Origin of the sequence: Antrihabitans stalactiti (genome assembly GCF_012932915.1) — a bacterium.
GTDB classification, from domain to species: domain Bacteria; phylum Actinomycetota; class Actinomycetes; order Mycobacteriales; family Mycobacteriaceae; genus Antrihabitans; species Antrihabitans stalactiti.
This window is the reverse complement of sequence record NZ_VCQU01000003.1, coordinates 543,572-559,199: the sequence shown is the minus strand read 5'-3', so window position 1 is coordinate 559,199 and position 15,628 is coordinate 543,572. Positions and strand designations below refer to the sequence as shown.

The following is a 15,628-nucleotide window of genomic DNA, read 5'->3' as shown; positions in this document are numbered from 1 at the left end:
TATGCGTGACAATGGTCCGATGACTGAAGCGAGGGACGAGCAGCGCGGATCGCGGTTGCACCCTCGCGTGACCAGTTTTCGATCCCGCCGCGGCGCGTTGACGGAGTCGCAGCAAACGAGCTGGGACAACACCTGGCCCATCGTCGGCCGCGATGTCGGTGACGAACTGTTGGACGCGTCTGCATGGTTCGGCCGCGATGCGCCGCTGATCGTCGAAATCGGTTCGGGCACAGGCACTGCGACGGCAGCGATGGCCAAAGCCGAGCCGGAGAACAACCTCATCGCGATCGAGGTCTATCGACCCGGTTTGGCGCAGTTAGTCCAACAGATCGAACGCGAGTCGATCACCAATATTCGGCTGTTGCGCGGCGACGCGTACGACGTGCTCGAGCACATGATCGCCCCCGAAACTCTCACCGGCGTCCGAGTCTTCTTCCCAGACCCGTGGCCGAAGGCCCGGCACCACAAACGCCGTCTATTGCAGCCCCCCGCCGTCGAATTGATTGCGAATCGGCTTCAACCCGGCGGTGTGTTGCATGTCGCTACCGATCACGCCTCATACGCCGAGTACATCGCTACTGTGGGCAATGCAGAGCCGCTGCTCACTGCCCTCGACTGGGATTCACCGATGACCCACGAGCGACCTGTGACCAAGTTCGAGAGCAAAGCCCATCGGGCGGGAGCCACCGTGACCGAGCTGATTTGGGGGAAGATCAGGACATGAGCACACACGACGAAGTACCTGACACTGTGCTCTCCGTCGCCGACGTGCTCGGCGTTGCCGACGAATCCGTCGATCCCGCACACGTGAACGGCAAGCCGAACGGCAGCCGGCGAGTACTGCTCGTCTGGGATGCCCCCAACCTCGACATGGGCCTCGGCGCGATCCTCGGTGGTCGTCCGACGGCTGCCTACCGCCCCCGTTTCGACGCGCTGGGCCGCTGGCTGCTCGCACGCACATCGGAATTGTCCGTGGGAAGCGGGCATCTGCTCGAGCCCGAGGCCACGGTCTTCACCAACATTGCGGCAGGTAGCGCCGATGTCGTGCGCCCGTGGGTGGAGGCCCTGCGCAACGTCGGCTTCGCCGTGTTCGCCAAGCCGAAGATCGACGAGGACAGTGATGTCGACGCCGACATGCTGGCCCACATCGACCTTCGCGCCCGTAACAACGGTCTGGCCGGGATCATGGTCGCCTCGGCCGATGGCCAGGCGTTCCGTGAACCGCTCGAGCGCGTCGCCGCCAGCGGCGTACCGGTTCAGGTGCTCGGCTTCCGTGAGCACGCGAGCTGGGCGGTCGCGTCCGAGACTCTTGAATTCATCGATCTCGAGGACATCCCCGGCGTCTTCCGGGAACCCCTGCCCCGAGTAAGCCTCGATTCGTTGCCCGACGAGGGCGCGTGGCTGCAGCCGTTCCGGCCGCTGTCGGCGTTGCTCAGCTCGCGCACCGCAGACCTCGCGCGACAGGGAGAATCCGTGCGCCAAGGAGTCTCGTAGTGTTCGCTTTCTGGGGTCGACTCGTCTACCGCCTGCGCTTCACGGTGCTGGGCGTGATGGTTCTCGGCCTGCTCGGGCTCGGCGCATACGGCATCGGGCTCGAAAAGCACGTCAGCCAGGGCGGCCTGGAGGATCCAGGCTCGGACTCGGTTGCAGCCGCGAAGCTGCTCGACGCAACCTTCGGCCGCGACCACAACGCGGACGTCATCGCGCTGTACACCGCGCCGCCCGGGAAGACCGTCGACGATCCCGACTTCACCAAGAAGGTCACCGACAATCTCTTCAACCTGCAGAAAGATCATCCCGACCAGATCTTGCAGGTGAACTACGCGACCACGTACTGGCGTCCGGGTGGCACCAACCCGCTCGCCGCCGACAAGGACAAGACGCACGCCGTCGCCAGCATCGCCATCAAGGGCGACAACGACACCGAGGTCACGAAAAACTTCCAAGAGGTCCGCCCCGACCTCTATCCCGAAGGTGTCGACGTGCAGCTCGCCGGGTTGCAGCCGGTGTTCGGTGGTGTCAACGACACCATGCAGAACGACGTTCGCCGGATGGAACTGCTGGCTATTCCAGCAGTTGCGGTGCTGTTGTTCTTCATCTTCGGCGGCATCGTCGCAGCGGCATTGCCGCTCATCGTCGGCGGCCTGACCGTTGTCGGAGCCTGGGGTGTCGTACGCGTCATCACGAACTTCACCGAGGTGAGTTTCTTCGTCTCACCCGTTGTGTCGCTGATCGGCCTCGGTCTTGCGATCGACTACGGACTGTTCATCGTCAGCCGATTCCGCGAGGAACTCGGCGACGGCCAAACCACTGCCGACGCGGTCCGTCGCTCGGTGATGACGGCCGGCCGCACCGTGGTGTTCTCGGCCACGATGATCGTCGCCAGTACCGCAGGCCTGCTGCTGTTTCCGCAAACCTTCCTAAAATCGATCGCCTACGGCGCGATGGCCACCGTCAGCCTCGCCGCACTCACGGCCATCACCGTGCTGCCTGCATTGCTGGGCATCCTCGGTCCGCGCGTGGATGCGTTGGGCCTGAAGTTCTTCCGCAAGACCAAGTCGGGCGACGAGGTCGAGAACAGCATCTGGGGCCGCCTCACCCGGTGGGTGATGAAGCACCCGTTGAAGGTGACGATGCCGATCGTCATCGGGCTGCTCTTGCTGATCATCCCGGTCAACTCGCTGAAGTTCGGCGGAATCAGCGAAAAGACGCTGCCGCCCGACAACGCGACGCGCCTGGCACAACAGGAGTTCGACGGCCTGTTCCCCGGCCTGCGGACCGAGCCGATCAAGCTCGTGGTCACGGGCGCGAACTCCACCCAGATCGAAACAATCCGCAGCGAAGCGAGTAAGGCTCCCGGGCTGGTGAAGCCGTTCGGCTACCCGACCAGCAAGGATGGTCTGTACTCCATGTCGACCGGTCTGCAGGACCGGAACAAAGCTGCACCGACCATCGAGTACCTGCGCGATCTACAAATGCCCGAAAACGTGCATCTCGGCGTCACCGGCACACCTGTGCTCGAGGCAGACAGCCTCGATACGTTGCTCAACCGAATGCCGTGGATGATCGTCCTCGTCGTTCTGTCGACAACCATCCTGATGTTCTTGACCTTCGGATCGTTGGTGCTGCCGATCAAGGCGGCATTGATGAGTGCGTTGGGGCTCGGCTCGACGCTCGGCATTCTGACGTGGATTTTCGTGGACGGTCACGGTGCGGGAATACTGAACTTCACTCCTGGGCCTGTGGTTTCACCGATTCTCGTGTTGATCATCGCGCTCATCTACGGCCTGTCGACCGACTACGAGGTGTTCCTGCTCTCGCGAATGGTCGAGGCGCGAGCCCTCGGCGCAAGCACCACCGAAGCAGTCCGGGTCGGAACCGCTCACACCAGCCGGATCATCACCGCGGCCGCCTTGATCCTGATCGTCGTCACCGGCGCATTCGGCTTCTCGGATCTGGTGATGATGCAGTACATCGCCTACGGCATGATCTCCGCGCTCATCATCGACGCGACGTTGATCCGCATGTTCTTGGTCCCTGCGACGATGAAACTCCTGGGCGACGACTGCTGGTGGGCGCCTGCCTGGATGAAACGGATTCAGGAGAAGCTCGGGCTCGGCGAACCGCTCATGCACGAGGGCATTCCGCACGACGTTCCAGATATCGCGGTCCGTCCGGTCGGCACGGTCGCCGCGGCACCGAGCCGAGCGGATTCGCATCGCATCACGTCCGCGTTGCAGGAGCCGATGACGGAACCGATTCCGAAGATTGCCACGGCGCCACGCGCGGTCTCGCCGTCGAAGCCCGTCCCGCCGCCGCCCGCCACGAACAAGGTCGAGGTTCCGCCCGTCCGGGAATCCGGCCACATCGAGAACTGGCTGGCCGACCTGCGGCACCGCAGGCCGGCCCAGCAGGAGCCCGCGCCGATCGATACGGACATCGAGGACGAGGACGACGAGGACGATTCGGGTAAGCATCGTCGCGGCGCCGACCACGTCAGCGTCAGCGACCTGCTGAAGCGAGAGAACCGGCACTAGCCTGCTGCTCTCGCTCGGCGAACGCTTTCGCATACATCGTTCCTGCAACCAGGAGCAGCAGTCCGACCGCGATGAATGCGGCGACCCGCAGTAGTCCGTCGAGGGTGGCCAGGTCGAACAGGAACAGCTTGGCCAGCGCTGCGCCGGTCAATGACAAGCCCGCGACGAGGATGACCTGGACGTTGGTCCGCGCCTTCAAGCCGCGCAGCAGCAGCACGGTCGCCGCGACCATCCACGCGATAGTGCTGACGCAATGCCCGGCGGTGAAACCGTCCGTTCCGCCGATGGCGACGCCGGCCGCCACGGTCGCAGCGGTCATCGCGTACAGACCGCACAACCCGCCGAGAACGACGAAGGTCTCCACGCTGCCGCGAGCCACCAGCGCCAGTCGATTCGCCTGCCAACCAAGTAGCACCACGGTCGCGATGCCGAGCAGGCCGGCGATCACGACGGCCGATCCGAGGTCGTCGACCGCGCGGGCAGGCGACGACAGCGCTTCCGGCGAGGCGACACCGAGATAGGCGAGACCGCCCACCACCGCGAAGCCCAAGCCCAAGAAGTAGGCGAACTTGGACCGGACCTGGCCGGAGACTGCGACGAATCCGATTGCCACGACGAGCAGCGCGATCGGCAGCGTCTGCACCTCGGTGGCAAGAACGCACGCTTGCAGCAAAGCAAGCACACTCACGCCGACCGCGGCGATCCTTGTGTGCGCAGGCAACATTCGCAGCACGGCGACCACGAGAAGCACTGCTGCGAACGATCCTTCGATGATGGCACCCGGAGCGCGCTCGAACAGAGCGGTGATCAGCAGCAGCGGCACGGCTGCTGCGCCGAACATCGCACTCGCCGTGTAGTCGGTCGCTGTTCGCCAGACCGCGCTGATCGCCGTCGACAACCCGAACGCCGCAACCACCACGCTCGAAGCCAACAGCCAATACGAGTAGTTCCGATCGGAATCGCCCACGACCTGCGCGGCGATCGCCACCAAGAGCGCGAACACCACTGGAACGGTCCGTGCGATGTGCAGGAACGGCCAGGGCCGCAGCAATTGCACTGGATAGCAGGAGATCTGCATGACGATCAGGAACCCTATGAGCGTCAACGTAATTCCGCCGGTGACGAAGGGAGCGAGCAGCGCCACTCCCGAAACAGTAAGCAGTGCAAGAGTTTGCGCTTGCCACTTCGCCGCGATCGCGATACCGCCTCCGCAGACGACGAGGGCGATGAGCAAGCCGAGCGGTGCCGCTACCCACTCGTACACCGTCGTCATCGCGACGACGTCCAGGTACGCGCCCGCAATACCGGTGGCTACCAGCGCGATTCCCCCGACCCGACCGCCGGCGCGGCCGAACACGTATACGCCGACGACAACGAGACCAGCCGACAGCGCACCGCCTGCCGCGACCCGGGCAACCGGACCGAAGAACCCCGCCTGTGCGGCGAGGACGAGCAGGAGCACTACGCCGATCAGCGTGACGCCCGCACCCGCAACGGCGAGCAGGCGACTGATCACACCATCGCGTTGCCACCACGGTGTCCGAGGCGCGACCCGTGGCTGCGGGGTCCAGGTCTGTTGTGGCGCCGGCGGTCGCTGAGGCGGAATGTACTGGGGCGGGGTGTAGCGCGGCATCTGTTGCGGGCGTGGCGGTACGTACTGCGGCGGGGCGTACTGGGGCCGCGCCGCGGCGTCGAGTTGGGTTCGCAGGGCGGCGAGGTCTTGGCCGACGGACCCCAGCTGGCGGCCGAGGGCAGTGAACTCGTCGGACAGCCGGGCCACCAGCTGCGGGTCCACAATGTGCGGGCGTGGCGAAGTCATACCTCAAGATTCGGCCGTCGCCAGCGCGACCAGAAGAGTAGACTTACTCAGCCTGAGTAGGGAATTTCGTCACTGCTGCTGAGTGAGCAGCTTCTTCCAGCCGCCCGGACGCTTGATTGTGATCGACCCGAACCGCAGCCGCCCAGTCACGACGATGTGCGGGTGCCCCAGCGGCGGACCGTTCCCGACCTTGGTTTTCACACTGCCACCGATCAGGTCGAGACCGTTGACGTCGACCGTCGCATCGGGCGGAACGATCAGGGTGTGGCTGCTGCAGTAATCGTCCAAGCTGAGCTCGACAACCTGGCTGTCGATGATCGCCTTGGTGAAATCGAGTGTCACGCTCGCCATTTGAGTCTTCGTCGCGAGCGCCGCGGGCACCCGCCACGGACCCTTTCGCTCCAGACTCGACAATCGCCCGCGAAGAACGTGGGGATCGCCTGGTTGGACCTGCGCAGCGGCTCGCGTACCCGTCGACTCGTCGACCAGTCGCAGACCTGGCAGATCGGCGAGGACAACGTTCAGCTCGCCACGAGTTTTGGCGGCGAGCGCAGTATCCATCCGCTCGGTGAACTCGCCCAACGACAGCATCCCCCGGCCGACCGCGCGCTGGAGCAGCCGGCCGACGTGTTCCCGTTCGGCATCCGACACCCGGAGATCCCTGGCTTCCATACCTTCCACAGTAGCTAGTCGCTACTCGAGGCCTTGCTCGATTGCATACCGAGTCAGCTCCACCCGATTCGCCAGTTGAAGCTTGCGTAACGTCGCTTGCACGTGGTTCTCCACGGTCCGATGACTGAGCGAGAGCCGCGTCGCAATCTGCTTGGCACTCAGCCCTTTTGCGACCAAGCGCAGCACCTCGGTTTCACGGTCGGTCAGCGCGGGCAACTGCGGTGACCGTTCGTCGGTCGGAGCTGTCGCCATCCGTCGGTATTCGCCGAGAACCAGGCCGGCCAGGCCGGGGGTGAACACCGGTTGCCCCGCTGCTGTCGCACGAACCGCGTCGATCAATTCGGCTGCCGACGCGCTCTTGACGAGGTAGCCGGAAGCTCCCGCCTTGATCGCCTCGAGCACATCGTCGCGCTCGGCGGACGCGGACAGCACCAGAACCCTGCTCGCCGGCGATACTTCGAGCACCTTCGCCGTCGCTTCGGCACCGTCACCATCAGCCAGTTGCATGTCCATCAAGACGACGGCAGGCTGAACGGCAGCGGCACGCCGGGTCGCCGAACCCACGCCGTCCGCGGTGGCAACGACGTCGAAACCCGCGGCTTCGAGGTCGCGTGACACGCCGTCGCGCCACATCGGATGGTCGTCGACGACCATCACCGATACGCCGGTCATCGTGACTCCCTACCCCTCGGAACGCGGAACTCCCATTCTGTCCCGCCACCAGGTTCGGTGAAAAGATCGGCCGTTCCGCCGAGGCCCTCGATCCGGCCGCGGATCGAGCGTGACACCCCCAGGCGTCCTTCTGCTTCGGCTTCGTCGAGGCGTCCGGGCGCAATGCCCGAGCCGTCGTCGCGCACACTCACGATCACGTCGTCGCCGACGTCCTCGACAAGAACAAAGGCCTTCGCACGCGGTCCGGCATGGAGTTCGACGTTGGACAGCGCGGTCGCGACGGCGGCTGCCAGTTCGGTGCCGATGTGCCGGCTCACCAGGACCGGGTCGCCAGGGGCACTGATCGACACCGAGGTCCGGGCCTGGGTGCGCAAGAGCGGACGTAGGTCGACGGCACCGCCGCCGGCATCCGACGAGGCCCCCGCGCCTTGCTCGGAAATCAACACTCGAAGCGCGACCTCTTGCTCACCCGCCTTCTGCGCGAGCTCAGCCGCAGGACCGCCTATTTCGGTTCCTCGTCGCTGCACATACGCGAGCACCTGCAGCACCCCGTCGTGCACTTCCCTCGCTAACCGTTCGCGTTCCTCGGTCGCCGCAGCCAGCCGAACAGCGCGCTCGAGCTGCGCGTGCGCGCGTGTGGCGGTGCTCGACGCCAGCCCGATCGCGAGACCTGCAGACACCAGCATCGGAATCGTCGCGTCGCGCCACACTTCCGAATTGATCGCCTCTTTCACGCTCAACGACACGAGGGCGATACCGAGGCCCGACAGCACCCCGATCCACGGACCGCACAAGATCGCCGCCGATAGCACCGCATTCGCTGCCCAGAGCGTGGTCGCGATCGTCTGATTGGCCGTGTACCAGTCGTGTTCCGACACCGCCCTGGTCGCGATCATGATCGCGGCGATGACGAACTGATCGGCAAGCACCACCCACCAGCGAGGAACAGTCGCGTGGGTAAGCGCCACCGCCGAGACGCCGGACCAGATCGCCATCACCCCGACGATCGCCCAGGACAACTTCGCGTTCGAATAGTTCGGCACGCTTGAGACCTGGTAGGTGACGGCGTAAGCCAGCGTCACCAAGCGAAAGGCCTGGCTCGCTCGCCACAACGGCGCAATGGGATCGGACTCGACGCCGGTCAGAGCACGTAAATTCGGTCGTTCTGCGCGCCGCCGTCGCCATCCGGCTCGCAACCGTCCTACGGAGTGTTGCTCCGGCTCAGGAGTCATCGGGTTCGGGACTGTCGGGCGCGTCTGGCTCGGCAGCCACCAACGAGCCCGCAACATCGTCGGAGTCCTCCAGGAACAAAACGTCCGATTCGTCGGCGAGCAACGACCTGATCGCCGTGTTGAGCATCGCGACCACCGGCACCGCAAGCAGACCGCCGACGATTCCGGCGAGAACAATTCCCGTCGTGATCGCCAGCACTACGGCGAGCGGATGGATCCGGACCGCGCGCCCGAGCAGCAACGGCTGCAGAACATGGCCCTCGAGTTGCATGACGGCCACGATGATCCCGAACGTAATCGCCGCCGTGATCAGGCCTTTCGTCACCAGGGCAATAAGCACGGCGACGAAGCCGGTCAGAAATGCACCGATGATCGGGATGAAGGCACCGATGAACACCAGCGATGCCAGTGGAAGAGCCAGCGGCACACCAAGAATCGCCAGACCTGCGCCGATGCCGATCGCGTCGACGGCCGCGACCGCCACGGTCGCGCGGACGAAGCCGACCAGGGAGCCGAAGCCCTGCTTTCCCGCGAGCCTGACGCGGCGTCGCGCATGAGTCGGCACGATCCGGGTGACGAACTCCCAGATCTGGTCGCCGCTGTAGAGGAAGAAGATCAGGATGAACAGCGCGAGCAGCGAACCGGTGAGCACCTCGCCGATCGCGGTCGCGGTGGCAAGAGCGCCGCTCGTGAGGTTGCTTTGATTCGACTGGATCGCGTTGACGACCGACTCACTGGCACTCTTGATCTGGTCTGGACTGCGATGCAGCGGACCGTCGGTGAGCCACACCTCGATCTCGTGGATGCTGTTCGTGATCTGTGCGCTGAGCTGTGGCAAACCGTCGATGAACTGCTCGACCACGAAGGTCATGATCCCGGCGAGTGCGCCGATGGAACCGATGATCGCAACGATGACACCGGCGGAGCGCGGAACGCCTTGGCGCTGCATCCAGTCGACGATGGGCGACAGCATTGCCGAGGCGAGCAAAGCGATGGCGAGCGGAATCATCACCGTCGACAGTTTTTGCACGAGGTAGCCGAGCGCGAGCAACCCGGCGAACAGCACGAGAAGCCGCCACGTCCACTCAGCACCCACCCGAACGAGCGGATGGACCGAGTCGGCATAGGCGTCAGCGTCAGATCGCGGATCTTTCGCGCTCATTCGGTCGAGCCTATCGGGAACTGCCACAATCACGCGCCGCGAACACAGGGAACGCTAAATTAGTTTCGTGACGGTCCCCCTGGAAGCGGTCAAGCAAACGATGCACACCCGCTGGCCGCTCTACGTCGGGTCGATGGCGCTGGCCAACGGCTTCGGGGCGCTCTTGGTCTACGCGTTCATTCGCCACGGACTGCCCGTACCCCAGCAATCGGTGATCATTTCGAACCGTCGCACGAACTTGATCATCTTCGCCTCGATGCTCGGCATCGGCGCACTGTTCAGTTTGGTGGCGTCGGCCGTGTTGCTTGGTCCGGTCGTGCGCTGGCAGTTGCGCGGCGGTCCGCCGAGTCGCCGTGAGCAACAAGCTGCGTTGCACGCGCCGCTCCGCCAGGCGATCGTGCACCTCGTGCTGTGGTTGTTCGGCGGCGCGCTGTTTGCGATCTTCACGATCTCGTCCGCGCGTGAACTCGCTGCCGCGGTGATCTTGACCGTTGCGATGGCCGCAGTCATCGTGTTCGGCTTCAGTTACATGCTGGGCGAACGCATTCTGCGACCGGTCGCAGCAAAGGCCTTGAGCGAAGGCGGTTTCGACCGCACCCTCACCCCCGGCGTCGGCACCCGCATGGCGATGACCTGGGGCCTTGGCACTTTGGCGCCCGCGATCGGCATCGTGTTGCTCTGCGCGACACAGATTTCGACAGACATCGAGTTCCCCGCGAACTCGCTCGCAATCTCGATCCTGTTGATCACGTGCGTACTGATCGTGCAGGCGTTCGCGCTGTCCATGCTCACCAGCGGCAGCATTTCCGATCCGATCCGGCAACTCACCCGCGCCATCGAGCAGGTTCAGAACGGCGCCGACGACGTGCAGGTCGAGGTGTTCGACGGTAGTGAGATCGGCCGCCTCCAAGTGGGCTTCAACCGGATGATGGAAGAGTCGTCGGAACGGCGGGTGCTGCAAGAACTGTTCGGTCAGCACGTCGGCGAGGACGTCGCGCGTCGCGCACTGCAGTTCGGTACCGAACTCGGCGGCGAGACCCGTTTCGTCGCAGTGCTGTTCGTCGATATGGTCGGTTCGACGGCAGCGGCGGCCGAGCGCCCGCCGACCGAGGTCGTCAGCCTGCTCAACGAGTTCTTCCGGGTGGTGGTCGAAGTCGTGGACCGACACAACGGCTTCGTCAACAAGTTCATGGGTGATGCGGCGTTGGCGATCTTCGGCGCGCCACTCGACCGGCCCGACGCACCGACGGCGGCGCTGGCGGCGGCGCGCGAGATGCGCGTCGAACTCGCTGCAGTAGCGGGGCTCGATATCGGCATCGGTGTCTCAGCAGGCCTCGCGGTCGCCGGAAATATCGGCGCCGCAAACCGGTTCGAGTACACGGTGATCGGCGATCCGGTCAACGAAGCGTCTCGTCTCACTGAGCTCGCGAAACTGCAACCGAGTCGGACCCTGGCGTCCTCCAGCGCGCTCTACTTCGCCGACGAAGACGAGCAGGCGCACTGGGAACTGGGCGAAGAGGTCCAGCTGCGGGGTCGGCGGCGCCGAACACAACTCGCCTCGCCGGTGCTGGCCGAGGTCGATTGATAGACCGTTCGTTAGGCTGAGCATGTGGCACAGCCGGGTTCTGATCAGCCCGTAAGCGAGCCCACCCGGCGGCGGGGCCGATTCTGGTGGGTCAGGTGGGTTGCCGCGGTGGCTCTCCTCGCTCTGCTGACAGCCGAGGGTATCTATCTGTGGCCACGGTTGCACGAATCCTGGCAGTCGCTCAGTGAAATTCATTGGGGCTGGTTGGCGGCGTGTATCGCGGCCCAGGCCGTCTCACTCAGCGGGTACGGCCGCATGCAGAAGCAGCTGCTCGCCGCGGGTGGCGTGCAGGTGAGCCAGAGCAAGTCCGTGTCGGTCATCTATGGCAGCACGGCTATGTCGGTCACGTTGCCCGCGGGGCAAGTGTTTTCGACGGCATTCACCTACCGGCAGATGCGCCGCTGGGGCGCGAGTCCGATCGTCGCCTCGTGGCAGTTGGCCATCTCCGGCGTCATCGCCGCTGCGGGCCTCGCCCTGCTCGGCGTCGGCGGTGCGTTGCTCGCGGGCGGCTCGGTCAGCCCGTACACGCTGATCATTTCGATCGGTGGCGTCGCTGCGCTGATCTATGCGGGCAGCTACGCGTCGAAACATCCCGATTCGATCGCGTCGGTTGTGGGCTGGCTGGTGGCCAAGTACAACCGTATCCGCAAACAGCCACGTGACACCGGCATGGAGCACGTCAACAAGATCATCCATCAGGTCGAGTCGGTGCAACTGAGCGCCAAAGACGCTGCCCTGACCTTCCTGTGGGCTTTCGACCATCGTGCGGGAGACGTCGCCTGCCTCGCCTTCGCGTGTTACGCCGTCGGCGCAGACCCTCGCTTGGCCGGCTTGTTGATCACGTTCGCGATCGGCAAAGCGGTGGGCACCATTCCGCTCGCGCCTGGCGGGCTGGTTTTCGTCGACGCCACTTTGATCGCAACACTCACCTCGACCGCCGGGCTCCCCGCATCACAGGCCGTTGCCGCTGCTTTCGTGTACCGCGGGGTCAGCTTCATCCTCGTCGCCATAGTCGGCTGGATCGTCTTCCTCTTCCTCTTCCGCAAAACCCAGGGCGACGACCTGGAATTCGACGTCGAGTTGGAGCGGCAGGAGCGCAACGACGCCTGACTACAGGTCGAGCGCGACACGCAAGGCCGCGTCGACCTGATCCATCACATCTTCCGGCACTTCGGCAATCCGCGTGCCGAAGCGTGCCGGATCGGCGGTACCGAGCCCGGAACAGCGCGCGTACCCGACGCCATCGCCCAGTCGAACACCCAGCAGTCCCAAGGTCGTGACCGACGGTTCGATCTCCGTGACGTCGACGACGACGGGGAGGCGCGCCTCGTTGAGGAACTCCGACGACACCACCAACACACGCGGAGTGCGCGACGGAGATGTGTACACCCAGACGTCGCCGCGCTTCATTTCACCAGCGTAATCACCACCTACCCTCGTGAGTCTTTTAGGAGTCCAGGGACTCCTAAAAGACTCACGAGCAGGAGTTGATAGATCGTTCTACAATTCGATGTGGCCAAGCTCCCCGACACCCGAATGCGCATCCTCGCGGCGACCAGCGAATTGTTTCGGCGCCAGGGCATGACCGGCACCGGACTCAAACAGATCGCCCAGTCGGCGAATGCGCCGTTCGGCTCGATTTATCACTTCTTTCCAGGCGGCAAAGGCCAACTCTCCGAAGAGGTCGTTCGCGTGTGGGGCGCCATGTACGGCGACCTCGTGATGACCGTCTTCGACGCCTGCCCCGACCTACTGACGGCGATCGACGTCGCATTCCGGGCTGCAGGCGAATCGCTGGTGGCCACGGATTTCGTCGACGGCTGCCCGATTGCGACGGTCGCGCTCGAAGTCGCAAGCACGGACGAGACCCTGAGAATCGCGACCGCCGACTCGTTCAACGACTGGATCGATCGCGGCGTCGAGCGGTTGAAGGATTCCGGCCTCGACGAAGATGCCCGTCGCCGTCTCATCATCGGCTTCATCAACAGCCTGGAGGGCGCCTTCGTTCTCGCACGCGCGATGCGCAGCACTGAGCCGCTGGAGGCGGCGGGACGAATGGTCCGCGCGGCAGCTCTTGCCGAACTGGAAGCGTTGAAGGAATAATCGGACTGCGGTCCGGTTGTAGTAGAGTGATAGTTGAACCATCAACTACTACTCGTAGGAGCAACTCATGAGCACGACTACAACCATTCCTTCACTGGCCGCCGGTACCTGGGCGATCGACGCCGCGCACTCGACGATCGGCTTCTCTGTCCGGCACCTGATGGTCAGCAAGGTCCGCGGCCGCTTCACCGATTTCTCGGGCAGCCTCGTCGTCGCCGAAGACGGCACCGCGTCGGCCACCGCCGAAATCCAGGTCGCATCGCTGACCACCGACAACGAGCAGCGCGACGGCCACCTCAAGACGGCTGACTTCTTCGATGCCGAGCAGTTCCCCACCGCCTCGTTCAAGTCCACCGGTTTCCGCGTCAATGGCGACCAGTTCGTCGTAGTCGGCGATTTCACCATCCGCGGAGTCACGAAGTCGGTCGAGCTCGAGGTCGAGTACCTCGGCACCAACCCGGGAATGGGCCACGGACCGGTTGCAGGCTTCGAGGCCAAGACCGTCGTCAATCGCCGCGACTTCGGCATCACCATCGACATGCCCCTCGCCGACGGCGGTGCGGTCGTGGGCGACAAGATCACCCTCACCCTCGAGATCGAGGTCGGCCTGCAGGCATGACCCCCTTGTGAGCCCTTCCGGTGTCCGACGTGACCCCGGAAGGGCTCACAACGTTATTGTCGAGATGTGAAGCGGTCCATCCTTGCGCTCGTTGCCGATGTCGTTGCAGTACTGGTGTTCTGCGCGATCGGTCGTCGTAGCCACGACGAGTCCGGGGCACTCACCGGCCTGGTCCACACCGCGTGGCCGTTTCTGAGTGGTCTCGGGATCGGCTGGATCGCGACCATCGCTTTGTATCGGGACAAATTCGTCGCCAACCTTGTTGTGCCCACTGGCATTTCGGTCTGGCTGTCCACGCTGATCGTCGGCATGGTGTTGCGTGTCGTCAGCGGTCAAGGCACGGCTTTCACCTTCATCTTGGTTGCCGCGACAGTGCTCGCCGTGTTTCTTCTTGGCTGGCGGGCCGTTTCGTCCAAAGTCGGCCTGCGCGGTGGCAAGGTGATCGTTTACGAGCGCGGTCACCAAAAACACTGATTCGGCCGGCCGTCCGTACAAACAGCAACGCTTGGACGCCGCACGGCCTTTTGTACGACGCAGACGCAATTGCGCTTGCGTCTAACCAAATGGCGTGCGGGAGTGGAGTTTTACGCCTTTGCTACTCGGGGTCGAAGCAGGGGCGTTTTGGATCAGGGTTGGCGGGTCACATGGCACCTCAAGGAACCTCTCACCCTCGTCGTTTATCTGTAGCTGTCGGTCCGAACAACCCATCTGCCGGGCCAGTCGCGTCGCGGACACTGTTCACGACGAGCGACGCGAGGTGACGTCGCCAGGCGCCATGGTGCCAGTGCGACTCGCACGAGCTTTACCTGCGCCGAGTTCGGCCGTTGGGTGAGGCTCGCCCCATCGGTCAGACCGGACCTTCCAGTCTTTGCGGGATGTGGCATGTCTGTGTCTCCTGGCGTTGCTTGGTCGATGGAATCGGAACTTGATCGAGGGCGCTCGAATCACCTCTTGTCGACCAAGGTTTGTTATGGATACACTGTATCCGTAAATAATCTCTGTTGGACGCATTCTTCTCCGGCTATCCCTGGATTCAGACAAGCGAGTGCCTCAACCTCTTGGATTGGAGAGCCATAAATGGCCACGGTCAAGACAACCGCGACGTTCGACGCCACCCCGGACAAGGTCTGGGCGGTCGTGAGCGACCTTCCTCGCTGGGGAGAGTGGCTCGTGATCCACCGTTCCTGGCAGGGCGACGTGCCGGCGTCAGTCTCTGCGGGAGCTGTTGCGACCGCAAACGCCAACGTCATGAACATGCCGATCGCGATCGAGTGGACCGTCGACAACCTCAGCCCGCTGCACCGTCTCGCCATGAGTGGGAAGACGCGCGCAGGCATCTTGTTGTCGCTGCGGCTCGACCTGGTTCCCGTCGACGACCGCACGCGACTCGACATCGAGATCGTCATCAACGGTGGCATGATCGACAGCCCTATGGGTGGCATCTTCCGGAAGACCCTCACCGGGGCGCTCGACAAGTCGAGCCGTCGACTCGGCGCGCTCCTCTGACACGATGCGCCGTCGACCATCAAAGAACATTGTTGCGGGAGTTCAGTTTCGGTAACGCCTGCCAGCTCGATTGGACCGTGCACGCACACTTGGCCGCACCTTGCGCACGGACCACGCTCAGCACCGGCACCGCCGCACCGGTCATCACCGGGATGCGACTATCCGCAGGGAAGGCCAACTCCAGCAAAGGCGTTGGCCGCATGAACGTCCAAGCGATCGTG

General features: G+C 64.1%; 15 protein-coding genes and 1 pseudogene. 10 read left to right on the top strand and 6 right to left on the bottom strand.

Annotation, left to right across the window (positions count from 1 at the left end; all coding sequences use genetic code 11):
- Position 1 precedes the first annotated feature (1 nt).
- Genes trmB through FGL95_RS11705 form a run of 3 tightly spaced genes read left to right on the top strand, consistent with a single transcriptional unit; the run spans position 2 to position 4,037 of the window.
- The gene (gene trmB, locus FGL95_RS11715) at positions 2-724 is read left to right on the top strand and encodes a tRNA (guanosine(46)-N7)-methyltransferase TrmB (RefSeq protein WP_169586783.1); all 723 of its coding nucleotides are present in this window, start codon (positions 2-4) and stop codon (positions 722-724) included.
- Positions 721-1,494 carry an NYN domain-containing protein gene (locus FGL95_RS11710; RefSeq protein ID WP_206071735.1) on the top strand — a complete coding sequence of 258 codons (774 nt, stop codon included), beginning with the start codon at positions 721-723 and terminating at the stop codon, positions 1,492-1,494. The genes trmB and FGL95_RS11710 overlap by 4 nt, the downstream gene beginning before the upstream one ends.
- Positions 1,494-4,037 carry an MMPL family transporter gene (locus tag FGL95_RS11705; RefSeq protein ID WP_169586779.1) on the top strand — a complete coding sequence of 848 codons (2,544 nt, stop codon included), beginning with the start codon at positions 1,494-1,496 and terminating at the stop codon, positions 4,035-4,037. Before FGL95_RS11710 ends, FGL95_RS11705 begins: the two co-directional genes overlap by 1 nt.
- Here FGL95_RS11705 and FGL95_RS11700 read toward each other — a convergent pair.
- The 5 genes from FGL95_RS11700 to FGL95_RS11680 form a co-directional block, all read right to left on the bottom strand.
- The gene (locus FGL95_RS11700; protein WP_169586777.1) at positions 4,003-5,856 is read right to left on the bottom strand and encodes a DUF2339 domain-containing protein; all 1,854 of its coding nucleotides are present in this window, start codon (positions 5,854-5,856) and stop codon (positions 4,003-4,005) included. The two genes, FGL95_RS11705 and FGL95_RS11700, sit on opposite strands and share 35 nt — an antisense overlap.
- Before the next feature lie 69 nt (positions 5,857-5,925).
- Positions 5,926-6,528, bottom strand: a complete 603-nt coding sequence (locus FGL95_RS11695; protein WP_169586775.1) for a DUF1707 SHOCT-like domain-containing protein — start codon at positions 6,526-6,528, stop codon at positions 5,926-5,928.
- Positions 6,529-6,549: 21 nt separating this feature from the next.
- A complete protein-coding gene (locus tag FGL95_RS11690; protein ID WP_169586773.1) occupies positions 6,550-7,200 on the bottom strand; it encodes a response regulator in 651 nt (216 codons plus the stop codon).
- Positions 7,197-8,432, bottom strand: coding sequence for a MacS family sensor histidine kinase (gene macS / locus FGL95_RS11685; protein WP_169587080.1), 1,236 nt, complete (start codon positions 8,430-8,432; stop codon positions 7,197-7,199). Before macS ends, FGL95_RS11690 begins: the two co-directional genes overlap by 4 nt.
- The gene (locus FGL95_RS11680; protein WP_169586771.1) at positions 8,422-9,594 is read right to left on the bottom strand and encodes an AI-2E family transporter; all 1,173 of its coding nucleotides are present in this window, start codon (positions 9,592-9,594) and stop codon (positions 8,422-8,424) included. The genes macS and FGL95_RS11680 overlap by 11 nt, the downstream gene beginning before the upstream one ends.
- A gap of 100 nt (positions 9,595-9,694) precedes the next feature.
- Between FGL95_RS11680 and FGL95_RS11675 the strand changes: the two genes are divergently transcribed.
- Positions 9,695-11,179, top strand: coding sequence for an adenylate/guanylate cyclase domain-containing protein (locus tag FGL95_RS11675; protein ID WP_240962963.1), 1,485 nt, complete (start codon positions 9,695-9,697; stop codon positions 11,177-11,179).
- Positions 11,180-11,203: 24 nt separating this feature from the next.
- Positions 11,204-12,289, top strand: coding sequence for a lysylphosphatidylglycerol synthase transmembrane domain-containing protein (locus FGL95_RS11670; protein ID WP_169586769.1), 1,086 nt, complete (start codon positions 11,204-11,206; stop codon positions 12,287-12,289).
- Here FGL95_RS11670 and FGL95_RS11665 read toward each other — a convergent pair whose 3' ends face one another.
- Positions 12,290-12,589, bottom strand: a complete 300-nt coding sequence (locus FGL95_RS11665) for a type II toxin-antitoxin system PemK/MazF family toxin (protein ID WP_169586767.1) — start codon at positions 12,587-12,589, stop codon at positions 12,290-12,292.
- A gap of 126 nt (positions 12,590-12,715) precedes the next feature.
- Between FGL95_RS11665 and FGL95_RS11660 the strand changes: the two genes are divergently transcribed.
- The 5 genes and pseudogenes from FGL95_RS11660 to FGL95_RS32320 all read left to right on the top strand — a co-directional run.
- Positions 12,716-13,282: a TetR/AcrR family transcriptional regulator gene (locus FGL95_RS11660; protein WP_169587076.1), complete on the top strand. Its 567-nt coding sequence runs from the start codon at positions 12,716-12,718 to the stop codon at positions 13,280-13,282.
- Positions 13,283-13,349: 67 nt separating this feature from the next.
- On the top strand, positions 13,350-13,901 hold the full coding sequence (locus FGL95_RS11655) for a YceI family protein (RefSeq protein ID WP_169586765.1): 552 nt from the start codon (positions 13,350-13,352) through the stop codon (positions 13,899-13,901).
- Between the two features lie 66 nt (positions 13,902-13,967).
- Positions 13,968-14,375, top strand: a complete 408-nt coding sequence (locus FGL95_RS11650) for a DUF3054 family protein (protein WP_169586763.1) — start codon at positions 13,968-13,970, stop codon at positions 14,373-14,375.
- Positions 14,376-14,978: 603 nt separating this feature from the next.
- Entirely contained in the window at positions 14,979-15,407 is a 429-nt protein-coding gene (locus FGL95_RS11645; protein WP_169586761.1) for a type II toxin-antitoxin system Rv0910 family toxin, read from the top strand.
- Positions 15,408-15,433: 26 nt separating this feature from the next.
- Positions 15,434-15,625 (top strand): annotated as a pseudogene (locus FGL95_RS32320) (hypothetical protein); the annotation flags it as partial.
- Positions 15,626-15,628: the final 3 nt, after the last annotated feature.